The organism is Brevibacillus brevis (genome assembly GCF_031583145.1).
GTDB classification, from domain to species: Bacteria; Bacillota; Bacilli; order Brevibacillales; family Brevibacillaceae; genus Brevibacillus; species Brevibacillus brevis_E.
This window is the reverse complement of the sequence record NZ_CP134050.1, coordinates 426449-446597: the sequence shown is the minus strand read 5'-3', so window position 1 is coordinate 446597 and position 20149 is coordinate 426449. Positions and strand designations below refer to the sequence as shown.

The window sequence follows — 20149 nt, the reverse complement described above, 5'->3', positions numbered from 1 at the left end:
CTCTCTCTGGCTTCACGGTGAGACACCGCAGCGGTTAGTCAGGACGCACGGTACGCATGGACGAGCGACGTTGCTTGTTCGTCCTCGGTCTGCCGCTGGCAAGCACCCCGCCGATCCCCGCCACGAACGTCGGCACTCCGGAAGTGACGAGAATCAGCGCCCAGTCGCGGAAAGACAGGTCCGTCGTCTTGAAGATGGGCTGAAGGGCATCGATGTAGACGACGCCGAGCACGAGCACCAGCGAGGAGAGCACCGCCCAGACCAGGTATTTGTTTTCAAAGACGTTGCGATGAAAGACGCTGTACTGGCTGCGACAATCAAACACGTGAATCAGCTGGGCCATGACCAAGGTGACAAAGGCCACTGTCTGGGCGTGGACGAGATCGTTTGGGTCTTCCCGCAAGGTCAGCCAGAAAGCGAGCAGCGTCATTGCTCCGATCAAAAAGCCCCGGCTGATGATCTTCCACCCCAGCCCCCGGCTGAAGATATTTTCCTCCTTGTTGCGCGGGCGCTGGTACATCGTGTCCGCCTCCGCCTGATCCACGCCCAGCGCCATGGCGGGGAGTCCGTCTGTCACCAGGTTGACCCACAAAATCTGAATGGGGACCATCGGCAAAGGCAAGCCGAGCAGCATGGCGAAAAACATGACGAGAATTTCCCCGACGTTGGAGGCCAAAAGATAGCGGATGAATTTGCGGATGTTGTCGTAGATGTTTCGCCCTTCCTCCACCGCTGCGACGATCGTGGCGAAGTTGTCGTCGCGCAGCACCAGATCGGCAGCTTCCTTGGTCACATCCGTGCCCGTAATACCCATCGCGATCCCGATGTCCGACGTCTTGATCGCGGGCGCATCATTCACTCCGTCCCCGGTCATCGCCACCACATGCCCGCGGCTCTGCAAGGCGCGCACGATGCGCAGCTTGTGCTCCGGCGAGACGCGGGCATAGACTGAGACGCGATCTACGTACTCCGCCAGCTTTTCGTCGGACATCGAGTCCAGGTCCCGGCCTTCCAGCACTTCCCCGTAGCTGCGCACCAGCCCAATCTGACGGGCGATGGCTTCCGCCGTCACTTTGTGGTCGCCCGTGATCATAACCGTCTTGATCCCGGCCTGGTGGCACAGGTTGATGGCCGGGCGGACTTCATCACGCGGCGGGTCGATCATGCCTGCCAGACCGACAAAGACGAGGTTGTTCTCGACGGAGCCGATCGGCTGGCCGGGCCGGTAGCCTTGCAGCGTCTTATACGCGAACGCCAGGACCCGCAAAGCTTTCCCTGCCATGGCTTCAGTTTGCTCGAGGATTTGGTGGCGAATTGTAGCCGAGAGCGGCTGCAGCTCCCCCTTCCAGAGGACGTGGGTAGAGCGCGCCAGCACCGCTTCTGCCGCCCCCTTGGTCAAAAGCGAATGTACTCCATCCGAGCCTTTTTCCACGACAGACATCATCTTGCGTTCGGAATCAAAGGGCAGCTCCTCTACCCGGACAGCCTGGTAACCGGATTTGGCCCGGTCGGCCGAGCCGTTTTGCCCCTTCGCTGCCAATACCTTGAGCGCTCCCTCGGTCGGGTCTCCGACGACATTCCAGAAGCGCGTCGTTTTGCCCATTCCGAGAAGATTGCGGGTACTCTGCTCCTCGCAGGTCAGCCGGGCATTGTTGCAGCGTTCCGCGATGCGCAGGATCTGATTGAGCGCGCCGTCCCTGGTCGGCGACACGGTTTTTCCATGCAGGAGAAACGAGCCTTCGGGGACGTAGCCGTTGCCGCTTACTTCGTAGAGCGTGTTGCTGTGCCATACTTGGGTCACGGTCATCTTGTTCTGGGTGAGCGTCCCGGTCTTGTCGGAGCAGATGACGGACGCGCAGCCCAGCGTCTCCACGGACGGCAGCTTGCGGACGATGGCATTTCTGCGAATCATCCGCTGGACACCGAGTGCGAGAGCCACAGTCACGATGGCTGGCAGACCTTCGGGGATGGCTGCCACGGCCAGGCTGACCCCGGCGAGGAACATCTCAAACAGCTCGTGTCCGTGCCAAACTCCCGCCGCAATAACCACGATCGTGAGCAGCACGGCCACGACGACGAGGATTTTGCCCATTTGCTCCAGACGAAGCTGCAGCGGCGTCTCCGCTTCCTCCGCCGTATTCATCATGTGCGCGATTTTGCCGATTTCGGTCCCCATTCCCGTAGCGACGACGAGGCCGCTGCCCGTTCCTCCCGTCACCATCGTTCCCATGAAAGCGAGGTTCTTCTGGTCTCCCAACGGTACCTGCGCGGTATCGGCCACATCCAGCCGCTTGATCGATTTGCTTACCGGGACGGATTCTCCGGTCAATGCCGACTCCTCGACCTCCAGCCGATTGGCGGAAAGGAGACGCAAATCGGCGGGCACGCGGTCCCCCGCTTCGAGCCACACGAGATCGCCGGGCACCAGCCGGGAAGCAGGAATCATCGACAATTGCCCGTCCCGCATGACCCGAGCCATTGGGGATGCCAGTTCCTTCAACGCCTGCAAGGACCGCTCCGCCCGCGCCTCCTGAATGAATCCGAGAATTCCGTTGATGATAATAATCGCAATAATCGTGATGGCGTCCAGATACTCCCCGAGAAAGTAGGAAATCAACGTCGCGATGAACAGGATGAGTACCATAAAGTCTTTGAACTGATCGAGAAAGACTGCGTAGAGAGGCTTCTTCTTGTTCTCAGCCAACTGGTTGGCACCGTGTTTTGCCAGTCGCCGCTCTGCCTCCTGCTGAGTCAATCCCTGCGCCGCATCGCTATGAAGGGCATCGGTCACGTCGGCAGCCGCCAGCGTGTACCATTTTCGAATTGGCTGTGTATCCACCTACATCTCCTCCATCCACTTCTCACTCCTTCTGATATGTATGCAGACGAGCCACAAAATAAAACAACCCGTCCCTTGACTTGGGACGGGCGAGTGGGCTTCCGTTATTTAAAGCTTTTCGCGACACCGATGCAGATGAGAAGAATCGGCGGCAGCCAGGTCAGCCTCGAGATCCACTTGATATGGCCGGCCCGCCGTCCCAGCGCCAGACCGATCGCCAGCAGCAAAGCGCTCATCACTGCGATGCAAAAAGCGACCAGGAGCGGGGAGTACCCGAGGAAAGTCAGGCTGATCCCGGCGCCAAACGCGTCCAGGGACAGGGCCAAACCGAGCATGACCGCTTCCCAGCCCATGATGTGCCCCGATCGGTCTGTATCTGCCCGGGCGGGATCGCGAAGAATCTGAATCATCAAGCCAAACATGCGAAATTGAGACAGCACGGCCGGTTCAGGCGACTCCTGCGATTCGATCCGGGCCGGCGCACGCGAGCTTTGCCCTTGCTCTTCTTCTGCAGATCGCGGGGAAACGAGTCTCCATAGCGTAAACAGCCCCATCCCGATCAAGACCGCGGCACCGACCCGCTTGCCAATTTCGGGAGTCAGCCAGTACGTGAGCGACGATCCGAGCATCATGACACTGTATACGACGACAAACGAACAACCTGACACGACGACTAGCGACAAGAACGGCATTCTCATGTTGCGCAGCCCATACGTCAATCCTACGCTGACACTGTCCATACTGATGGCCAGGGAAACGAGCAGGAGCGAGAGCCATCCGCTCATATGTGGTCACCTCTTTCTCGTTGCCTACTAGGTATACGCGGACTGCTTTTCCCATGTGCATGTCAGAAAGGTGAACTCCGGTCGCGGCCATCCGCATACGGGAAGGAAAACGGAGACAGAAAGAACCCAATAAAAAAGCCACTGCTTGCCTTTTCAAGCAAACGGTGGCTTTCACTCGCATGACATTCCCGCTCAGCTTACAGCTCGTCGTCAAACCCGCCGAAGTCGAAGTCGGTATCCATGTCCATGCCCTCTTCTTCGCTCATTTCTTCCGCGGATGCTTCGTCCTCGCCGAACATCAATTCATTCAGCAGCATCCCGCCGAGGAAGCCGGCAGCCATGCCCCCGATCATGCCGCCCATGCCGCTGCCGCGGTGGTGGCCGTACTGGCCCGTCTGGTACTGGGCCAACGAAACGTACGGGATGCCCTCTGGATTCGTGGCGTATTCGCGAATGGTGTCCAGGAGAAACCGGGAAAGCTCTTCATCCTGTCCCTCTGTAAGCAGCGACTCCGGCACGATGATTTCCGCCCTGTAATCCTTCTCGCGCCGCAGCCATCCCTCGGCCAGATCGAGCTCGACCAGCAGCTTGAGCTCGCCGGGTGCGGAGAAGAAGATGACCTCCAGCTCCTTCAGGGAAAAGCCCAAAGGCGTGCCCGGGAAAAAGGAAAATGCCTGTCCGTACGGTGTCAGTTTGCCCGAGTCCGGCTTTTGCCGCAAATCCAGCCGCTCCAAAGCCCGCAAGACCCGCTCCACCCGTTCGGGAGGCAGCACCTGAATCGTATCCAGGTCAGTCGGGTCCAGCGCCATTTCTACATCCAGCTTTGTGTGCAGGTAATACTGGATGGACGGCGTGGACATGGCCAGGCCTTCCGGCAGTTCAAAGGCAAAAGGAATTTCAGTGGAATATGGCTTGGGCTGCACCGTGAAGTTGCTTCTGACCGGGAAAGCCTGCACGGCCTTCGTGACTTCCTGCCCCTTCACATACGCCTTCATCATCAATACTGCACGCAAATCCGCAATCTTCTGCTCGACATTGCCGCCCTCGATCCGGACGACGCCGGTCATCGTTTCCCCCAAGCGGTATCCCGGACGGTCCAGCCGCAGATCGACCTTGGCTGCGCCCACACCAAATTTCGCCATCAGCTTTTTCAGCATAAAGCTACTCCTCCTCCACTCATAAACGAACGCTTATATCACTAGTGTAGCAGAGATGAAAGATGGCAGCCATAGCCGCGTATGCTTTTCTGCACACCGTCTCTTACTTCCGGGAATTCAGGTAAACGAGCAGTGCACAGCCGCGAGAGACTGCAGACGCCTGTACGCAGCAGCCGCACGAAACCGCACTCCCATGCCATCCGCTCTCCTTTCTTTGCCCATCACTTTTGCGCATCCAGCGCCAGATTCAGCTTCAGCACGTTTACGCGCGGTTCCCCGAACACCCCCAGGCTTCTGCCTTCCGTATGCTGCCCGATGAGCGCACGCAGCTTGGCTGGATCCAGTTTCCGCGCATTCGCGATGCGCTCCACCTGTACGTAGGCGGCTTGCGGGGAAATGTGCGGGTCGAGACCCGATCCCGAGTTGGTCAACAGATCAGCGGGAATCTCCTCCTTCCCGACTCCCGGGTTCGCTTTCAGAAAGGCTTCCAAATCCTTTTGCGTCCGTTCGATCAGAGCCGGATTGGACGGCGCGTAGTTGTTGGAGCCGGAGCCGGCAGCGTCGTTGTCGATGGACGAGACGCGGCCGGAAAAATACTTCGGATCGGCAAAAGTCTGGCCGATCAGCTCGGAGCCGAGGACTGTTCCCGATTCATCTGTGATCAGGCTCCCGCTTGCCTGGACCGGCAGGACGACCTGCGCGATTCCCGTCATCGCCAGCGGATAGGCCAGGCCGCAAATCAACAGCAATACGAAACTGAGACGAAGATTGGTCAGCCACATATCCCTTCACCTTTGCTTTCCTTTTAGTAAATGATGGTCACACAAGGCCGATCCCGCTCAGGATCAAGTCGATCAGCTTGATGCCGACGAACGGCACGAGGATCCCGCCCAGACCGTAGATTGCCAAGTTGCGGCCGAGCAGCTTGGACGCGCTCATCGGCGTGTACTTGACCCCTTTCATCGCCAGTGGAATGAGGAGCGGGATGATGACGGCGTTGAAGATCAGCGCGGACAGAATCGCGCTTTGCGGCGTCGCCAGGTTCATGATGTTCAGCGCGCTCATTTGCGGGATCGCCAGCATGAACATCGCCGGGATGATCGCAAAGTATTTGGCTACGTCGTTCGCGATGCTGAACGTCGTCAACGCGCCCCGCGTCATCAACAGCTGCTTGCCGATCGCCACCACCTCGATGATCTTCGTCGGGTCCGAGTCCAGATCGACCATGTTGGCGGCCTCCTTCGCTGCGACCGTCCCCGAATTCATTGCCAGCCCGACGTCGGCCTGGGCCAGCGCAGGCGCGTCATTCGTCCCGTCCCCAGTCATCGCAACCAGCTTGCCCTCTGCCTGTTCTTTGCGAATCAGCGCGATTTTGTCTTCCGGCTTCGCTTCCGCCACGAAGTCGTCTACACCGGCTTCCTTGGCGATTGTCTCCGCCGTCAGCGGATTGTCCCCTGTGCACATGACCGTGCGAATCCCCATGCGGCGCAGCTCTTCGAAACGCTCGCGCAGCCCGGGCTTCACCGTATCTTTCAAGTAAATCAAGCCGAGGATGTCCTTCCCTTTCGCAACAGCCAGCGGCGTACCGCCCGCCGCAGCAATCCGTCTCGCTTTTTCATCCAGGTCTGCAGGGATGCTGCCTCCTTCTTCGCTGACAAATGCCTTAATGGCATCGACTGCCCCTTTGCGAATCACTGTGCCGTCGGCCAAATTCGTTCCGCTCATGCGAGTCTCGGCGCGAAACTCGATTCCTTCCGCACCGGGAGCCTTCAGGTCGGTCACTGCCACCCCTTGTTTCTTCGCCAGTTCGATAACCGAGCGTCCTTCAGGCGTTTCGTCGTAAATCGAGCTTTGCGCCGCCGCCTGGTTCAGCTCGTCCTGCCTGGCCTTGCCGACGGTCACGAACTCCGCAGCCATCCGATTTCCGTATGTGATGGTTCCCGTCTTGTCGAGGATGATCGTATTGATGTCGCCCGATGCTTCTACCGCTTTCCCGGACATGGCGATCACATTGAATCGGGTGACCCGGTCCATCCCTGCGATCCCGATGGCTGACAGCAGGCCGCCGATCGTGGTCGGAATCAGGCAAACGAGCAGCGCGATCAATGTCGCGATCGGGATCGCTGCATTTACATATCCGGCAATCGGCAGCAACGTGGAGCAGACGATCAGGAAAATCAGGGTCAGGCTGACCAAAAGCGTACTCAGTGCGATTTCATTTGGGGTCTTTTGGCGTTTGGCGCCTTCTACGAGCGAAATCATGCGATCGAGAAACGACTCGCCCGGATCGGCCGTGATCCGCACCCGGATCCGGTCGCTGACGACGCGCGTGCCTCCGGTCACCGCGCTGAAGTCGCCGCCAGCCTCCTTGATGACCGGAGCGGATTCGCCCGTGACGGCGGATTCGTCTACCGATGCCACCCCTTCCACGACTTCTCCGTCACCGGGGATCAGCTCGCCTGCCTCAACGAGGACGACATCCCCTTTACGCAGCTCGGTGGAGTTGACCATTTGCACCGATCCATCTTTGGCGACTCTTCGCGCCCGGGTATCCTGCTTGGTTTTTTTCAAGCTGTCGGCCTGGGCCTTTCCCCGTCCTTCCGCCAGCGCCTCCGCGAAGTTGGCAAACAAGATCGTCACGAAAAGAATCAGCGTGACCACCGCGTTGTAAATCCGGTCCGAACCTCCTCCGAACAGGCTCGGGACGAAGGTCAGCAGCAACGTGATGACGAATCCTGCCTCCACCACGAACATCACCGGGTTTTTTATCATGATGCGCGGATCCAGCTTTTTGAAAGACTGGACCAACGCCAGCCGGTACAAATCTTTGGGGAGCGCAACCGTGCGCGTTCTGCTCATCGAAAACTCTCCTTTGCCTCTCTCATTTGCAACCCCTTGCTTCCTAACGGATCGTCAGCCACTCGGCGACCGGCCCCAGTACCAGTACGGGCAAGAATGTCAGCGCCCCCACGATCAACACCGTCGCGAGCAGGATGACCAGAAACATCGCATTGTCCGTGCGAAGCGTTCCCAGCGTCTCAGGCACGGACCGCTTAGCGATCAGAGAGCCTGCTACCGCGAGCATCGCGATGATCGAAACGTATCGGCCAAACAGCATGACCAGACCCGTCGATACGTTCCAGAACGGCGTGTTGTCTCCGAGTCCTTCGAAGCCGGAGCCGTTGTTGGCAGCCGACGACGTGAATTCGTACAGCACCTGGGAGATGCCGTGGAAGCCTGGATTTGAGATCGCGGCCGTGCCCGTTTCACTCGCCAATGCGATGGCCGTCGGAGCCAAAATGATCAGCGGATGCACGAGGATCGCAATCGCGATCAGCTTCATTTCCTTGCCCTCGATCTTGCGGCCCAAAAATTCCGGCGTGCGGCCCACCATCAGTCCTGCGATAAACACAGCCAGGATCGCGTACATCAGGATGTTGACCGTACCCACGCCGTCTCCGCCAAAGACGCAGTTGAGCATCATTTCGCCCATAGGCACAAGTCCGCCGAGAGGTGTCAGCGTGTCGTGCATGTTGTTCACCGTCCCCGTGGTCGCCGCCGTCGTGACGGCTGTGAACAGAGCGCTCTGCGCAATCCCGAAGCGCACCTCTTTGCCCTCCATGCTGCCCATGGTCTGTGACAAGCCCGCATGCGCCAAGGCCGGGTTGCCATCCGCCTCGCTCACGTACGCCAGGACCAGGAAGCCGAGAAACAGTAGGCCCATTGCACCGAAGATCATCCAGCCTTGCTTTCGGCTTTTCGCCATGAAGCCAAACGCGAACGGAAGCGATGCCGGAATGAGAAACATCGAAAGAATTTCCATGACATTCGACAAAGGGGTCGGGTTTTCAAACGGATGCGAAGAGTTGACCCCGAAAAATCCGCCGCCGTTCGTCCCCAGGTGCTTGATGGAAACGAGTGAGGCTACCGGTCCCCGTGCGATTTCCTGCTGGGCGCCCGTGATCGTCTCCGCCGTCGCAGTCGGCTCCAACGTTTGCGGGACGCCTTGGGCGACGAGCAGCAGCGTGACGACGACCGAAAGCGGGATGAGCAAGCGTGTGTGGGCGCGGATCAAATCCACGTAGTAGTTGCCGATGCTGCGCTTGCCTGTCAGTCCGCGCATGAACGCCATGACGACGGCGATGCCTGTGGCCGGCGTGGTAAACATCAGATAGATGATGACCATCATTTGCGAGAGATACGACAATCCGCTCTCCCCGCTGTAATGCTGCAGGTTGGTGTTGGTCAAAAAGCTGACTGCGGTGTTGAACGACAGCAGCGGCTCCATCGCGGCGATCCCGCTCGGATTGGCAGGCAGGACGCCCTGCAGGCGAAGCAATAGATACGCGATCGCTACCATCGCGATGTTGCTCACCAACACGGCCGTTGCGTATTGCTTCCAGTTCATGTCTGCGGTGCGAATGCCGCACACTTTGCAGATCAGTCGTTCCACTCCGCCGAAAAGGCGGTCAAGCCGCGTCTCCTCCAGCGAGAAAGCACCAGCCAGATAGCGTCCCATCGGTATGGCCAGAGCAATCAATACGACCAACACCAACGATATTTGCAGAAAATCCACGACAGCTCCCCCTTCACTCCTGTATCAAAAATCAAACGGATAGACTCAGTACTTTTCCGGATAGATCAAGGCATGGCACAAATACAGGGCCAGCGCTCCCATGATTAGCAAAAACAACATCATCGTTCTTTCCCTCCCTGCTCCTTCACCACGGCGTCACAAAATTTGATGAAAGCGAAAAAAGCACCGAATGAAAGCGCCAAAAGCAGTATGGAAACCGCGTCCATGTCATTCCTCTCCTCTTCTTTGTCTTCTCCCGTTCACTTGCGCCGCCATGCAGCGATTCCACCTCCATGCGATTCACCATCTGTGAGAAACTGTCTGTCTGTGCGCCTCTTTCGCCTCGATCCTCTCGTGCGGATGCTCTCTTTCGGAAGCCATCCGCCGTCCGAATCCATAAAAATAGACCAATGCTTACGATTTCCCCGAGAATCGCCCAAAAGGAGGCAGACGGAACAGACGAACGCAGTCGCCCGAAGTCCGTGGCCATGACGATCCGTTATCGGAGAAAAAGTACTCATTGGTCTACCGAACGCCCAGCTGGCAGCTGTTGCCCTCTTTGCGTTTTGTCTCCCGTTTCCTTTTTCCGAAAACAGCTTATTCTTTTTTGGAGCAAAACAAAAAGACCGGCAGAATGATAGGGGACGCAGCCTTTCTTTGCCGTCAGGGCAACAAAAAAGGCCTCCCAAATAGGCGGTCCTTAGACCTCCCTCGCTTTAGCCGACGAAGTTAGCTGACGGGTAGGATGGCGAAAGAGTTTCTCATCCCTTCCACGACGAATCGCGGAATTAACCCCTACTGATTGGGTCCTCCGTTTCCGAGTGCCTCGGAATTTGGCCAGATTTTGCAATTGTTGGTTACGAGTCTCATTATACGTCCGGCATAACTGGTTGTTAATGTCCTGTTTCTGGCTGTTTTGCACGATTTGTGGATTCTTCATCGATGTAAGCGTATTATCTCTATCAGGTCTCATCCGATCGTGTTATTTCGCGAGTTCTCTTGCGTTTTCGCTCTCCTCTCCGCTTTCCCCCCTCCCGCTTCGAGTTCAGGTTGACAGCCCTGTAACCCCTGAGTAATATAAGGCACAATCATAAAATAGGGGGTATGGCGTTTGGCCATCTCTAACAAAAAAAAGCTGGAAGCGGAGATCAGCGAAGCGTTTATCAAATTCCAACGCGACCTGATCGGCCGGGGACCGCAGGAAGCGAAAACGTATATCGTCGGAGACATGGTCATCTGCCGGTTCAAGGGCGTACTCACTGTGGAGGAGCGGCATTTATCCAGTCACGATAAAGGCAGGCGGATTGTGAAGGAAATGCGCGAGGTGCTGCGCGAAATGTACAGCGAAGAGTCCGAGGAAATCGTGGAAAAGCATACGGGATGCAAGGTGCTCTCCAGCCACAGCGACATCAGCACCAAAATGGGGGAGAGGATCGAGGTGTACGTATTGGACAAGGATCTCGAGAAAATGCTTGCCTGATCTGTCCTGGGCCGCATACGAGAACAGGCATAAGGCTCCGCCTGATCGAGGGCGGAGCCTTTTTCATACGCATATTTCAATCGCGACCTGCTGACCGTAGTCAAATCTCTCCCGAATATCAGTGACAACCTCCCACTCTTCTTCCCCTGCCTGGATCGAATAGAGCAGCTCCCGTCCCTGAAATTGCACATGCTTGACTGTGCCCGTGATGCCCTGAGAATCGCGGTGCCATTGCCGAAGCCTGATTTGCTCCGGTCGCACAGGCAGAAGAGACTGCGCGTGAAACGGCGTGCAGTCGCGCGTTACGCGGATCGGTACCGTTTGCTCTTTGCTTGTCAGCAAAAAAGTCTGCTTGTCGGTCCAGCTCCCCTTTAAAAAGTTGGCGCGGCCGACGAATTTGGCGACAAACGTCGACTGCGGCGCGTAGTAAATCTCCTGGGGAGTCCCGGCCTGCTCGATCTTGCCGTCCCGCATCACCACGATCTTGTCCGCCATGCCCAGGGCTTCGGACTGATCGTGCGTCACATAGACAATGGCTGTCCCCAGCTCGCGGTGGATGTGCGAGATCTCTTTGCGCATCTGCATGCGCAGCTCCGCGTCCAGGCTGCTCAGCGGCTCGTCCATCAAGAGCAGGGCCGGGTTGAACACCACCGCCCTCGCCAAGGCGACGCGTTGCTTTTGGCCGCCCGACAGCTGGCTCGGATACCGGTTCTCCATCCCTGCAAGCCCGACCATCTCCAGCATCTGCGACACTCTTTGCCGGGGATTTTTCCGGTATTCCTCCGGCACATGCTGCTGATGGCGCAAAGGAAACGCCACGTTTTCGTACACGGTCAGATGCGGCCAAAGAGCAAACGACTGAAACACCATACCGATGCGGCGCTCTTCGGGGGGCCTTCTTTTTGCTTTGTCGGCCACCAGCTCATTGTTGATCCAGATCTCCCCGTCCGTCGGGGCTTCAAAGCCTGCCAGCAAACGCAGCAATGTCGTCTTGCCGCAGCCGCTCGGTCCCAACAGGGCGACAAACTCTCCCTGCCCGACCGCAACATCGACTTGATGCAAGGCGGAAACATTGCCAAACCGCTTGGAAACGCCTGTCGCCAATGCACTGTTCATCCTTCCAACCTCCGTTGCCAATATCGCTTCAACCAGCCGCCCAGAGCCAAGGCCGAGAGAATCGCGGCCACGATCAGCGTGGACAGGGCGGTGCTAAGCGTCGTGGAGCCTGCCTGCTCAAAGCTGAAAATCACGACGCCGATCGTCTCGGAGCCCGATGACCACAAAAGGGACGAAATCGTCAACTCCGTAAAGGCCGTCAAAAAGACGAGAAACAGACCGGTCAGCATACCGGGAGCGTACAGCGGCAGCAAGATTCGCCGCCACCTCGTCCATGAGCGGGCGCCGTTGATTTTGGCGGCTTCCTCTACTTCCCGGCCGACCTGCATAATCGATACCGTGCTGCTTTTTACCTGCAAGATGAAAAAACGGACCACATAAGCGATCAAGATCAGCCAGACGGTACCGTAAAGGCCAGGCTGCCAACCGGGAAGCGGCTGGATCCAGGTCAGGATCATCGCCAGCCCGAGGACCATGCCCGGCAGCGCGTAGGGCAGCGAAACCGCCCCTTCCATCGCCTTGGCCGCAAGCGACGGGCGCTGCAGGCGCCATTGCGCGAACCACGTGCCCGCAACCAGACAAACCAGGCCGGACAAGCCCGCCAGCATCAAGCTGTTGACGATCGCCGCCCTCGTGCTTGCGTGGTCAAACAGCACGAACGCGAAGTGCTTTCCCGTCACGTTATCCCAAACAAACGGCAAGCCGTATGCTTGGAGAAATGCCGTCTGTGCCATCGACAAGAGCGGGAGCACGCTCGTCACCACGAGAAACAGCCAAACCGCTGCCTCGACTGCCCAGCGCCGCCCGCCAAGCGGGACGCGGACAGACTTGTCGGCTGCACTGGTCTGATCGACGCGGCTTTTTCGCAGGAGGAGCCACTGCAATCCCGTGCCTGCCAGCGCAATCACCCCCAGCAAAATGGACAAGACCGCCGCCCGGGAAAAGGCGCTCGGCCCAAATCCGGTCACTTGCTCGTATATGAGCGTACTGAGTACAGAAATATTCTCTGGTATACCGAGAAAGGCCGGAATGCCAAAATTGTCGAGTCCGGAGATGAACGCGAGCAATCCACCACTCGCAATTCCCGGCAAGGCGAGCGGGAGCGTCACTTTTCGAAACACATCCCCAGCCCTTGCTCCCGACGAGCGAGCCGCCCACTCCAGCTCCTTGGGGACGCGGTAAAGCACGGAGAGCGTCAGCATGTACACCAGAGGATAATGGGTCAAGCCCATCACCACGACGATGCCGTCCAGTCCGTATACGTTCCACACCTCCATCGGCGTCCCGGCCAGCCAGCTTGCTGCCCGGTTCCATACCCCTTGCGGCCCGGCCATCTGTGTCCAGGCGAGCGTCATGACGTACGAAGGGATGAGCAGCGGCAGCAGCGCCAACAAGTGGATTGCCCCTTTTCCGCGAAGATCCGTATAGGCGCACAGCCAGGCGAGCGTAACGCCGAGCAGGACGGCAATGGCAGTCGAAGCTCCTGCTGCGACGATGGTATGGCTGACCGCGTCCCACGTACGGGCATCTGCCAGCACCTCTGAAAAATGGGCCCAACCGAGTCCCGTTTCCGTCTCTACACTAAGCGTCAGGAGCTTCCACAACGGATAGACAAAAAAGAAAGCGACTGGCAGCAGAACCAGCCATGTTGTCGCCTTTTCAAGGGTGACAGGGGCGGCCCACCTGCGCCCCTGATCAGCCTGCCGCTCCGTCCAAACGGTTTGCCAGTTACTTGCCACCCATCATCTCTCCAAATTTCTTTTTGTCTGCTTCCCGTGCTGCTTCCAATTCCCCTGTATCGGCGGACATCACTTTGATCTGATCGATGGACTTCAGCCCTTCCGGTGCCGCCACCCCTTTGCGGATCGGCGTGTATCCGAGGCTTGCCGCCAGCTTTTGGCCATCCTCCGAGAGGACAAAATCGACGAACGCTTTGGCTGCCTCCTGGTGCTGGGAGGCTTTCAGGATGCCGATCGGCTCTGTAATGACAGGCACGCCTTCTCCAGGGTACACCATCTCTACCGGAGAGCCTTCCGCTTTCGCACGAGCCACCAGATAATCGACGATCATGCCATAATCCTTTTCGCCGCCTGCCACGCTTTTCAGCACCGCGCCATTACCTTTGATCACGGTCATTTCATTCTTCTTGAGGCCCTGGATGTAATCCCAGCCGAAGTCAGCCTGACGTGTCATGACGCCGACGTTGTATGCGGCAGCCCCTGAGTAGAGCGGGCTTGGCATGATCGCTTTCCCTGCAGCCTCCGGACTCGTCAGTGCCTTCCAGCTGTCCGGCAGCGTTTTGACTTTACTGGTGTTTACCGCAAGCACGGTCGCCATGACTTTCGTACCCGTATAAGCACCGTCTGCATCCTTCCACTCTGCCGGGATGTCGGCCGCTTCCGGTGAAGAATAGGGCAGAAGCAAGTCCTGCTTTTTCAGGCTGGCAAAGGTCGGAGCGTCTGCGACAAGCAGCACGTCTGCCTTCACCTGCCCGGCTTTTGCCTCCGCTTGCAAGCGGCTGACGACTTCCTCCGTCCCCGAACGGAACAGCTCAACTTTCACATCCGGATACTTTTTCGTGAAGCCTTCGATCAGGGCGGCTGCATCCGTATCCGGCTGAGACGTGTAAAAGCTGAGGGTGCCCTCCACTTTGGGAGCTGAAGATGTAGTTGACGCAGCCGCGCTGGCCTGTGCTGGCGTTTGCGACTCGGCCTTAGGGGCCGGCGCAGGCTGATTCCCGCAAGCTGCCAATCCGATTACGGATACTGCTGCAAATAAAGACATGGTCCATGTACGCATCGCACTCAGTTTCATTCCTGGTTCCTCCTGACATAAGTGGGTGAAGCGGCTATGAGCTTTGCTTGGCGCCTTGAAACCATTTCGCAATTTTGGCCTTCATGGCGATGTTCGTCATGTTTAATTGCAGTGGAGTAACGGTGATGAAGCCATCTCGCAGCTTGAAGTAGTCCGATTCCTGATCGTCGAAATACAGCTCCCCCAGATTGTCGGACAGCCAGTAGCAGAGATAACCCTGCGGATCGTTCAAGCCGACGTACTGGTAACGAAGCACGTCCATCGCCAGCGGCACGACTGCTACGCCTTTCACCATCTCCTTGGACAGATACGGCAGGTTGATGTTGAGGACGGTTTCCGCACTGAGCTTGTGACCCAGCAGCGTTTCAAACACGTCATAGGCGATTGGCTCGACGACGGAAAAGGAAGCGTTCGGCTTCAAGGTCGCAAGCGAAACGGCGATCGAAGGAATCTGGTACATCGCCCCCTCGATGGCTGCCGAGATCGTTCCGGAATAAAAGACGTCTCTGCCCAGGTTGGGACCGCGATTGATCCCTGACACAATCACGTCCGGCTTGTCCTTGAGAATCACTTCGAGGGCCATTTTGACGCAATCGGCCGGCGTTCCATTGACAGCCCACGCCTCCAGCGCCGTGTCGAAAAAATTCACTTTGTTTGCCTTCACCGGCGATTTCAGCGTAATGGCGTGGCTGATCGCACTGCGCTCCTGATCGGGACAGACGATGGAGACATTCCCGAACGGCTGCAGCGCTTTTGCCAGACAAAGAACACCGTTGCTAAAAATGCCGTCATCATTGGTAATGAGAATATTCAAAATTCAGCGAACCCCCTATCAAAAAGAAACACAATCCTTCTGCTGCAAAAACAGCAGGTTTTGTTTGAGCAGGGACAAATCTCGCGAGTCATCCCAGCCTTCCACCACAATCGGGCATTGTTTTTCCCACAGGAGCGGCCAAATCGCGGGAAGATCGATCTCGCCGGTACCGAGCGGGACGTGCAGCTTCGTTGCCGTCGCATCGCTGACATGGATTTTGTCGATGTCCTCCAGTTCCCGATAAAACTGCGGCAGGGAGCTGTTCAGCGGTACATGGGCAATGTCGAAGGTAGCAGTCGTCGGACAATGCAGCGAAGCTCTCAAACGGTTCAGATCCTCCGGAGTCACGACCATTTCCTTGGGCAGCGGCTCGATGTGCTCGATGGAAAGGACACGCCCCAGCCTGGAAGCCTCCCGGGCGAGCTCATTCAGGCTATCGACCAAGATCGGCTCGTACCAGCTGCGGCTTTTGGGAGAGAGGGTGACCCTTCCCGGATGTACCGTGACACTGGTTGCTCCGATTTCACAGGCCAGCTCCAGCGAATGCTTGACCTCTTGAACGGATTGCCGGCGAATGCCTTGATTCAACGAGCAGAGGTTCAAATCCCAACTCGCCGCATGCAGCGTCAGCTTCAATCCCGAGCGCTTCGCTGCCTCCCGGATTTCATAGGGATTGCTTTGGTGAAACCAGACGTGCTCGGCCCAGACCTCCATGCCGGAAAAGCCGTATTGCCGGGCAATCAGGATGGCCGCTTCCACCGGGTATTTCCACATCAGCGTCGAGGAAACATACAGCATGCCCACCACTCCTTTACGTCCGGCGGAATCGGCACGCTTCCTACCGGGTACGGATTGCGGGAGCCAAACCCATGAAAATCGCTGCCTCCCGATCGAATCAGGTGATACCGCCTGGCCTCACGCTCCCAGAAAGCCATCTGGGCAGCCGAGTGGCGAGAATAGTACACTTCGATGCCATCCAGTCCGTAGTCGAGCAGAGATCCCAGCTGGACCTCAAACGAGTAAATTCCCGGATGAGCGAGTACCGCAATTCCGCCAAAATCGTGCGTGCACTCGATAGCCTCACGGGCGCTGAAGGCGGGACGGGGAACATAAGCCGGAGCGCCTTTTCGCAAATAGCGATCAAACACGCCCTGTATCGTATTGCCGTACCCTCTGGCTACCAGCGCTTCTGCGATATGCGTCCGGACGGGCACACCGCCTTTTGCCAAAGACAGGCACTCCTCTGCCGTGACCGCCATCCCCAGGCGATTGCAGCGCTCCACGATTTCGCTGATCCACTGGATGCGTTCCTGCTGGCGCTTGTCCATCAGGTGGAGAAGACGCGAATCCGAAATATCAAAGCCGTAGCCTAAAATATGCAGCTCATCCTCGGGCCCCTCCGTGTTCCACTCGATGCCCGGCACGATCTGAAGCCCGAGCCGCCGCGATTCTTCCAGAGCGACCAAATAGCCGTCGATCGTATCGTGATCGGTAATGGCCAAATGGCTGACACCGCGGTTTTTCGCCTCGGCCAGTAATTCCACGGGTGACAGCAAACCGTCTGAAGCCGTCGTATGCAGATGCAGGTCCATCCCGTTTGTGTCCTCCTTTTCTTCCGACTTGTTGCGTTTTGCTTGGTTTCATTGTATCGTCGCTTTTTTAACGTCATATAAAGGCAGGAAAAAGCTTTGATAAACGAGAGAGCCGTCCCGGCGGCCTTTTTTTGTTCGAATCCTGACCCTATATGTAGGTTTGGTAAACGATTAACACTTTCTTTACAAAAAAAGAGAAAAAGCATCAGCCCGACTCTGTTCCGTCAGGGCTGATGCTTTTGATTCGCGAGACATGTGTTTGCGGCTGCTATCTGGACCTTAGACTACATCGTAGCCCTGGTCTTCGATCGCTTCCTTGATCGACTCCAGGGTAACGCTGCCCTCTTCGTAAGAAACCTCCACGTTTTTGGCCGCCAGATTGACTTTGCCGGTTGCGCCGAGTTCCTTCAGCGTTTTTTCGATGGTGTTTACGCAGTGATTGCAAGACATTCCTTCTACATTCAGGGTCACGGTTTTCATGAAAAATCTCTCCTTTTTTATAGGTATGCGGCCAAGGCCGCTTCTTGCCTGGTTGTCTTTCAAGGGCGAGCTTTACAGCTTCACCCGCTGCAAGCGCAAGGCGTTGAGGACGACAGACACGGAACTGAATGCCATCGCCGCTCCCGCGAGCCACGGAGCGAGGAAGCCCAAGGCGGCAAACGGGATGCCCAGCGTGTTGTAGGCAAAGGCCCAGAACAGGTTTTGCTTGATGTTGCGAATGGTCCGTTTGCTCATCTCGATGGCATCAGCCACACTGGTGAGCTCGCCGCGCATCAGGGTGATGTCGGCGGCTTCCATCGCCACATCCGTGCCGGTGCCGATCGCCATCCCGATGTCGGCCGTGGCAAGCGCCGGCGCATCGTTGATCCCGTCGCCGACCATCGCGACCTTTTTCCCTTGAGCCTGCAGCTTTTTCACTTCCGCCGCCTTGCCTTCTGGCAAAACTTCAGCGATGACCTGATCGATTCCTGCCTCGCGAGCGATGGCCTCTGCCGTTTGGCGGTTGTCTCCGGTTATCATGATGACAGTGAGACCCATGGCTTTCAGCCGTTCCACTGCTTTTTTCGAGGTTGGCTTGATCGTGTCCGCCACGGCGATCAGGCCGGCGAGCCTGCCGTCAATGGCCACGAGCATCGCTGTTTTGCCAGCCCGCTCGAAGGCCAGCATTGTATCCGCCGCACGTTCGAACGGGATGTCATCCCGCTCCAGCAAGCGTCGGGTGCCTACCAAGACTTCCTGCCCGTCGACGGTGGCGCGAATGCCGTAGCCAGGGATCGCTTCGAACGACGAAGCACTTGCCAGCGCGACCCCTTTTTCGGCGATGCCCGCTACAATCGCCTGGGCCAGCGGATGCTCGGAATTTTTCTCCGCTGCACCTACCAGTGCGAGCAGATGGGGTTCATCATCGTCCATCGCGATGACGTCCGTCAGCTCCGGCTCCCCTTTGGTCACGGTCCCTGTCTTGTCGAGGATGATCGTATCCAGCCGGTGTGCCGTCTCCAAATGCTCGCCGCCTTTAAACAGGACACCCAGCTCGGCGGCGCGCCCGGACCCTGCCATGATCGAGGTCGGAGTCGCAAGGCCGAGGGCGCACGGGCATGCGATGACAAGGACAGCAATCGCCTTCTCCAGCGCCTCGGCGAAGCTGCCGGGCAGCACCCAGAAATACCAGACGATGAAGGTCAGAAGGGCGATCCCCACCACGATCGGGACGAAGACGCCCGAGATGCTGTCGGCGAGGCGCTGGATCGGCGCTTTGGTGCCCTGCGCCTCTTCCACTACCTTGATGATTTGCGCCAGCGCGGTTTCCTTACCGATCTTGGTCGCCTGGACTTTCAGAAAGCCGTTTTTGTTCAGCGTCGCGCCGATGACGGTATCGCCTGCCGCTTTGTCTACCGGGATGCTCTCGCCCGTCAGCATCGATTCGTCTACCGCCGACTGGCCTTCGAGCACGAGCCCGTCGACCGGCACCTTTTCCCCGGGCTTGACGTGGACGACATCACCAATCCTTACTTCTTCCACAGGGACGGCCAGCTCGACGCCATCGCGGATGACTACGGCGGTTTTCGCTTGCAGCCCCATCAGCTTGCGGATCGCCTCCGAGGAACGGCCCTTGGCTTTCGCCTCGAACAGTTTGCCGAGCAGGATCAGGGTGATCAGCACCGCGCTCGTCTCGAAGTACAGCTCCAGCATGTGGGCATGGGTGCCGATGGACGAGATCGCCACATACAGGCTGTAAAAGTAGGCGGCCGACGTGCCGAGGGCAACCAGCACATCCATGTTTGCGCTCTTGTTTCGCAGCGCCTTGTAGGCACCGATGTAAAACTGGGCGCCGATGATGAATTGCACGGGGGTAGCCAAAGCGAGCTGCACCCACGGGTTCATCAGGGCATCCGGCAGCCAGATGAACGATGTAAAGGAGAAATGGCTTACCATCGCCCACAAGAGCGGGAGCGAGAAAATCAGGGAGACCCAAAACTTCACGGTCTGCCGTCTGATCTCCAGCTGCCTGCGGTCGGCCTGCTGCCGGCCATCGCCATCCACTTTGCGCTCCGCTTGGTACCCGAGCTTTTCGACCTGGCGGATGAGGTCCGCGATCCCGACCTGCGACGAATCGTATTCGACTGCCGCCGTCTCCAGCGCCAGGTTGACACTTGCCTTTAGGACACCAGGCAGTTTGTTCAGCCCTTTTTCGATGCGGGTCGCACAAGCGGCGCAGGTCATCCCCGTGATGTTCAATTCGGCCTTATCCGCCGCTACGCCGTAGCCGAGCGACTCGATCTTGCCGCGTATCGCATCCAGACTGGTGACGGCGGGATCGTAGACCACAGTCGATTTCTCCAGCGCCAGGTTGACGTTGGCTGCCTCTACGCCCTCCAGTTTGTTCAATCCTTTTTCAATCCGAAGTGCACACGCCGCACACGTCATCCCGGTTATCGGAACGGTGGCTTCCGCTGATTTTGCACTCATATTGAT

General features: G+C 57.8%; 15 protein-coding genes and 1 riboswitch. Of the genes, 1 reads left to right on the top strand and 14 read right to left on the bottom strand.

Going from position 1 to position 20149, the window contains the following annotated elements:
- Nucleotides 1–34: 34 nt before the first annotated feature.
- The 6 genes from RGB73_RS02415 to kdpA form a co-directional block, all read right to left on the bottom strand.
- Nucleotides 35–2839, bottom strand: coding sequence for a calcium-translocating P-type ATPase, SERCA-type (locus RGB73_RS02415; RefSeq protein ID WP_310768807.1), 2805 nt, complete (start codon nucleotides 2837–2839; stop codon nucleotides 35–37).
- Nucleotides 2840–2943: 104 nt separating this feature from the next.
- Entirely contained in the window at nucleotides 2944–3624 is a 681-nt protein-coding gene (gene ytaF / locus RGB73_RS02410; protein WP_310768803.1) for a sporulation membrane protein YtaF, read from the bottom strand.
- A gap of 197 nt (nucleotides 3625–3821) precedes the next feature.
- Nucleotides 3822–4781, bottom strand: a complete 960-nt coding sequence (locus tag RGB73_RS02405) for a sporulation protein (RefSeq protein WP_310768800.1) — start codon at nucleotides 4779–4781, stop codon at nucleotides 3822–3824.
- Nucleotides 4782–5002: 221 nt separating this feature from the next.
- Nucleotides 5003–5563: a potassium-transporting ATPase subunit KdpC gene (kdpC, locus tag RGB73_RS02400; protein WP_310768797.1), complete on the bottom strand. Its 561-nt coding sequence runs from the start codon at nucleotides 5561–5563 to the stop codon at nucleotides 5003–5005.
- Between the two features lie 37 nt (nucleotides 5564–5600).
- Nucleotides 5601–7640 (bottom strand): potassium-transporting ATPase subunit KdpB, encoded by a 2040-nt coding sequence (kdpB, locus tag RGB73_RS02395; RefSeq protein ID WP_310768794.1) that lies wholly within the window; start codon nucleotides 7638–7640, stop codon nucleotides 5601–5603.
- 43 nt (nucleotides 7641–7683) lie between these two features.
- The gene (gene kdpA / locus RGB73_RS02390; protein WP_310768792.1) at nucleotides 7684–9357 is read right to left on the bottom strand and encodes a potassium-transporting ATPase subunit KdpA; all 1674 of its coding nucleotides are present in this window, start codon (nucleotides 9355–9357) and stop codon (nucleotides 7684–7686) included.
- Between the two features lie 703 nt (nucleotides 9358–10060).
- Nucleotides 10061–10206: riboswitch (cyclic di-AMP (ydaO/yuaA leader) on the bottom strand.
- Nucleotides 10207–10468: 262 nt separating this feature from the next.
- On the opposite strand from kdpA, the gene RGB73_RS02385 reads away from it, so the two are divergent.
- Nucleotides 10469–10837, top strand: coding sequence for a Na-translocating system protein MpsC family protein (locus RGB73_RS02385; protein WP_310768789.1), 369 nt, complete (start codon nucleotides 10469–10471; stop codon nucleotides 10835–10837).
- Between the two features lie 63 nt (nucleotides 10838–10900).
- Here the strand turns inward: RGB73_RS02385 and RGB73_RS02380 are convergent, their stop codons facing one another.
- The 8 genes from RGB73_RS02380 to RGB73_RS02345 all read right to left on the bottom strand — a co-directional run bounded on the left by RGB73_RS02380 (nucleotide 10901) and on the right by RGB73_RS02345 (nucleotide 20143).
- Nucleotides 10901–11953: an ABC transporter ATP-binding protein gene (locus tag RGB73_RS02380; protein WP_310768786.1), complete on the bottom strand. Its 1053-nt coding sequence runs from the start codon at nucleotides 11951–11953 to the stop codon at nucleotides 10901–10903.
- Nucleotides 11950–13692, bottom strand: coding sequence for an ABC transporter permease (locus tag RGB73_RS02375; RefSeq protein ID WP_310768783.1), 1743 nt, complete (start codon nucleotides 13690–13692; stop codon nucleotides 11950–11952). The genes RGB73_RS02380 and RGB73_RS02375 overlap by 4 nt, the downstream gene beginning before the upstream one ends.
- A complete protein-coding gene (locus RGB73_RS02370) occupies nucleotides 13682–14767 on the bottom strand; it encodes an ABC transporter substrate-binding protein (protein ID WP_310768780.1) in 1086 nt (361 codons plus the stop codon). The genes RGB73_RS02375 and RGB73_RS02370 overlap by 11 nt, the downstream gene beginning before the upstream one ends.
- 34 nt (nucleotides 14768–14801) lie before the next feature.
- Nucleotides 14802–15581 carry a 5'/3'-nucleotidase SurE gene (surE, locus tag RGB73_RS02365; protein ID WP_310768778.1) on the bottom strand — a complete coding sequence of 260 codons (780 nt, stop codon included), beginning with the start codon at nucleotides 15579–15581 and terminating at the stop codon, nucleotides 14802–14804.
- A gap of 18 nt (nucleotides 15582–15599) precedes the next feature.
- Nucleotides 15600–16379, bottom strand: coding sequence for a sugar phosphate isomerase/epimerase family protein (locus RGB73_RS02360; RefSeq protein ID WP_310768775.1), 780 nt, complete (start codon nucleotides 16377–16379; stop codon nucleotides 15600–15602).
- Nucleotides 16355–17173, bottom strand: coding sequence for a PHP domain-containing protein (locus RGB73_RS02355; RefSeq protein ID WP_310768772.1), 819 nt, complete (start codon nucleotides 17171–17173; stop codon nucleotides 16355–16357). The genes RGB73_RS02360 and RGB73_RS02355 overlap by 25 nt, the downstream gene beginning before the upstream one ends.
- 279 nt (nucleotides 17174–17452) lie before the next feature.
- On the bottom strand, nucleotides 17453–17653 hold the full coding sequence (locus RGB73_RS02350; RefSeq protein ID WP_310768769.1) for a copper ion binding protein: 201 nt from the start codon (nucleotides 17651–17653) through the stop codon (nucleotides 17453–17455).
- Nucleotides 17654–17725: 72 nt separating this feature from the next.
- Entirely contained in the window at nucleotides 17726–20143 is a 2418-nt protein-coding gene (locus tag RGB73_RS02345) for a heavy metal translocating P-type ATPase (protein ID WP_310768766.1), read from the bottom strand.
- Nucleotides 20144–20149 lie beyond the last annotated feature (6 nt).

What these genes read in the sequence shown, in the direction of transcription:
- kdpB (WP_310768794.1), bottom strand. Translation starts at nt 7,640, where the DNA reads ATGAGCAGAACGCGCACGGTTGCGCTCCCCAAAGATTTGTACCGGCTG.
- RGB73_RS02370 (WP_310768780.1), bottom strand. Translation starts at nt 14,767, where the DNA reads ATGAAACTGAGTGCGATGCGTACATGGACCATGTCTTTATTTGCAGCA.
- kdpC (WP_310768797.1), bottom strand. Translation starts at nt 5,563, where the DNA reads ATGTGGCTGACCAATCTTCGTCTCAGTTTCGTATTGCTGTTGATTTGC.
- RGB73_RS02380 (WP_310768786.1), bottom strand. Translation starts at nt 11,953, where the DNA reads ATGAACAGTGCATTGGCGACAGGCGTTTCCAAGCGGTTTGGCAATGTT.
- RGB73_RS02360 (WP_310768775.1), bottom strand. Translation starts at nt 16,379, where the DNA reads ATGCTGTATGTTTCCTCGACGCTGATGTGGAAATACCCGGTGGAAGCG.
- RGB73_RS02405 (WP_310768800.1), bottom strand. Translation starts at nt 4,781, where the DNA reads ATGCTGAAAAAGCTGATGGCGAAATTTGGTGTGGGCGCAGCCAAGGTC.
- RGB73_RS02350 (WP_310768769.1), bottom strand. Translation starts at nt 17,653, where the DNA reads ATGAAAACCGTGACCCTGAATGTAGAAGGAATGTCTTGCAATCACTGC.
- RGB73_RS02355 (WP_310768772.1), bottom strand. Translation starts at nt 17,173, where the DNA reads ATGGACCTGCATCTGCATACGACGGCTTCAGACGGTTTGCTGTCACCC.
- RGB73_RS02345 (WP_310768766.1), bottom strand. Translation starts at nt 20,143, where the DNA reads ATGAGTGCAAAATCAGCGGAAGCCACCGTTCCGATAACCGGGATGACG.
- ytaF (WP_310768803.1), bottom strand. Translation starts at nt 3,624, where the DNA reads ATGAGCGGATGGCTCTCGCTCCTGCTCGTTTCCCTGGCCATCAGTATG.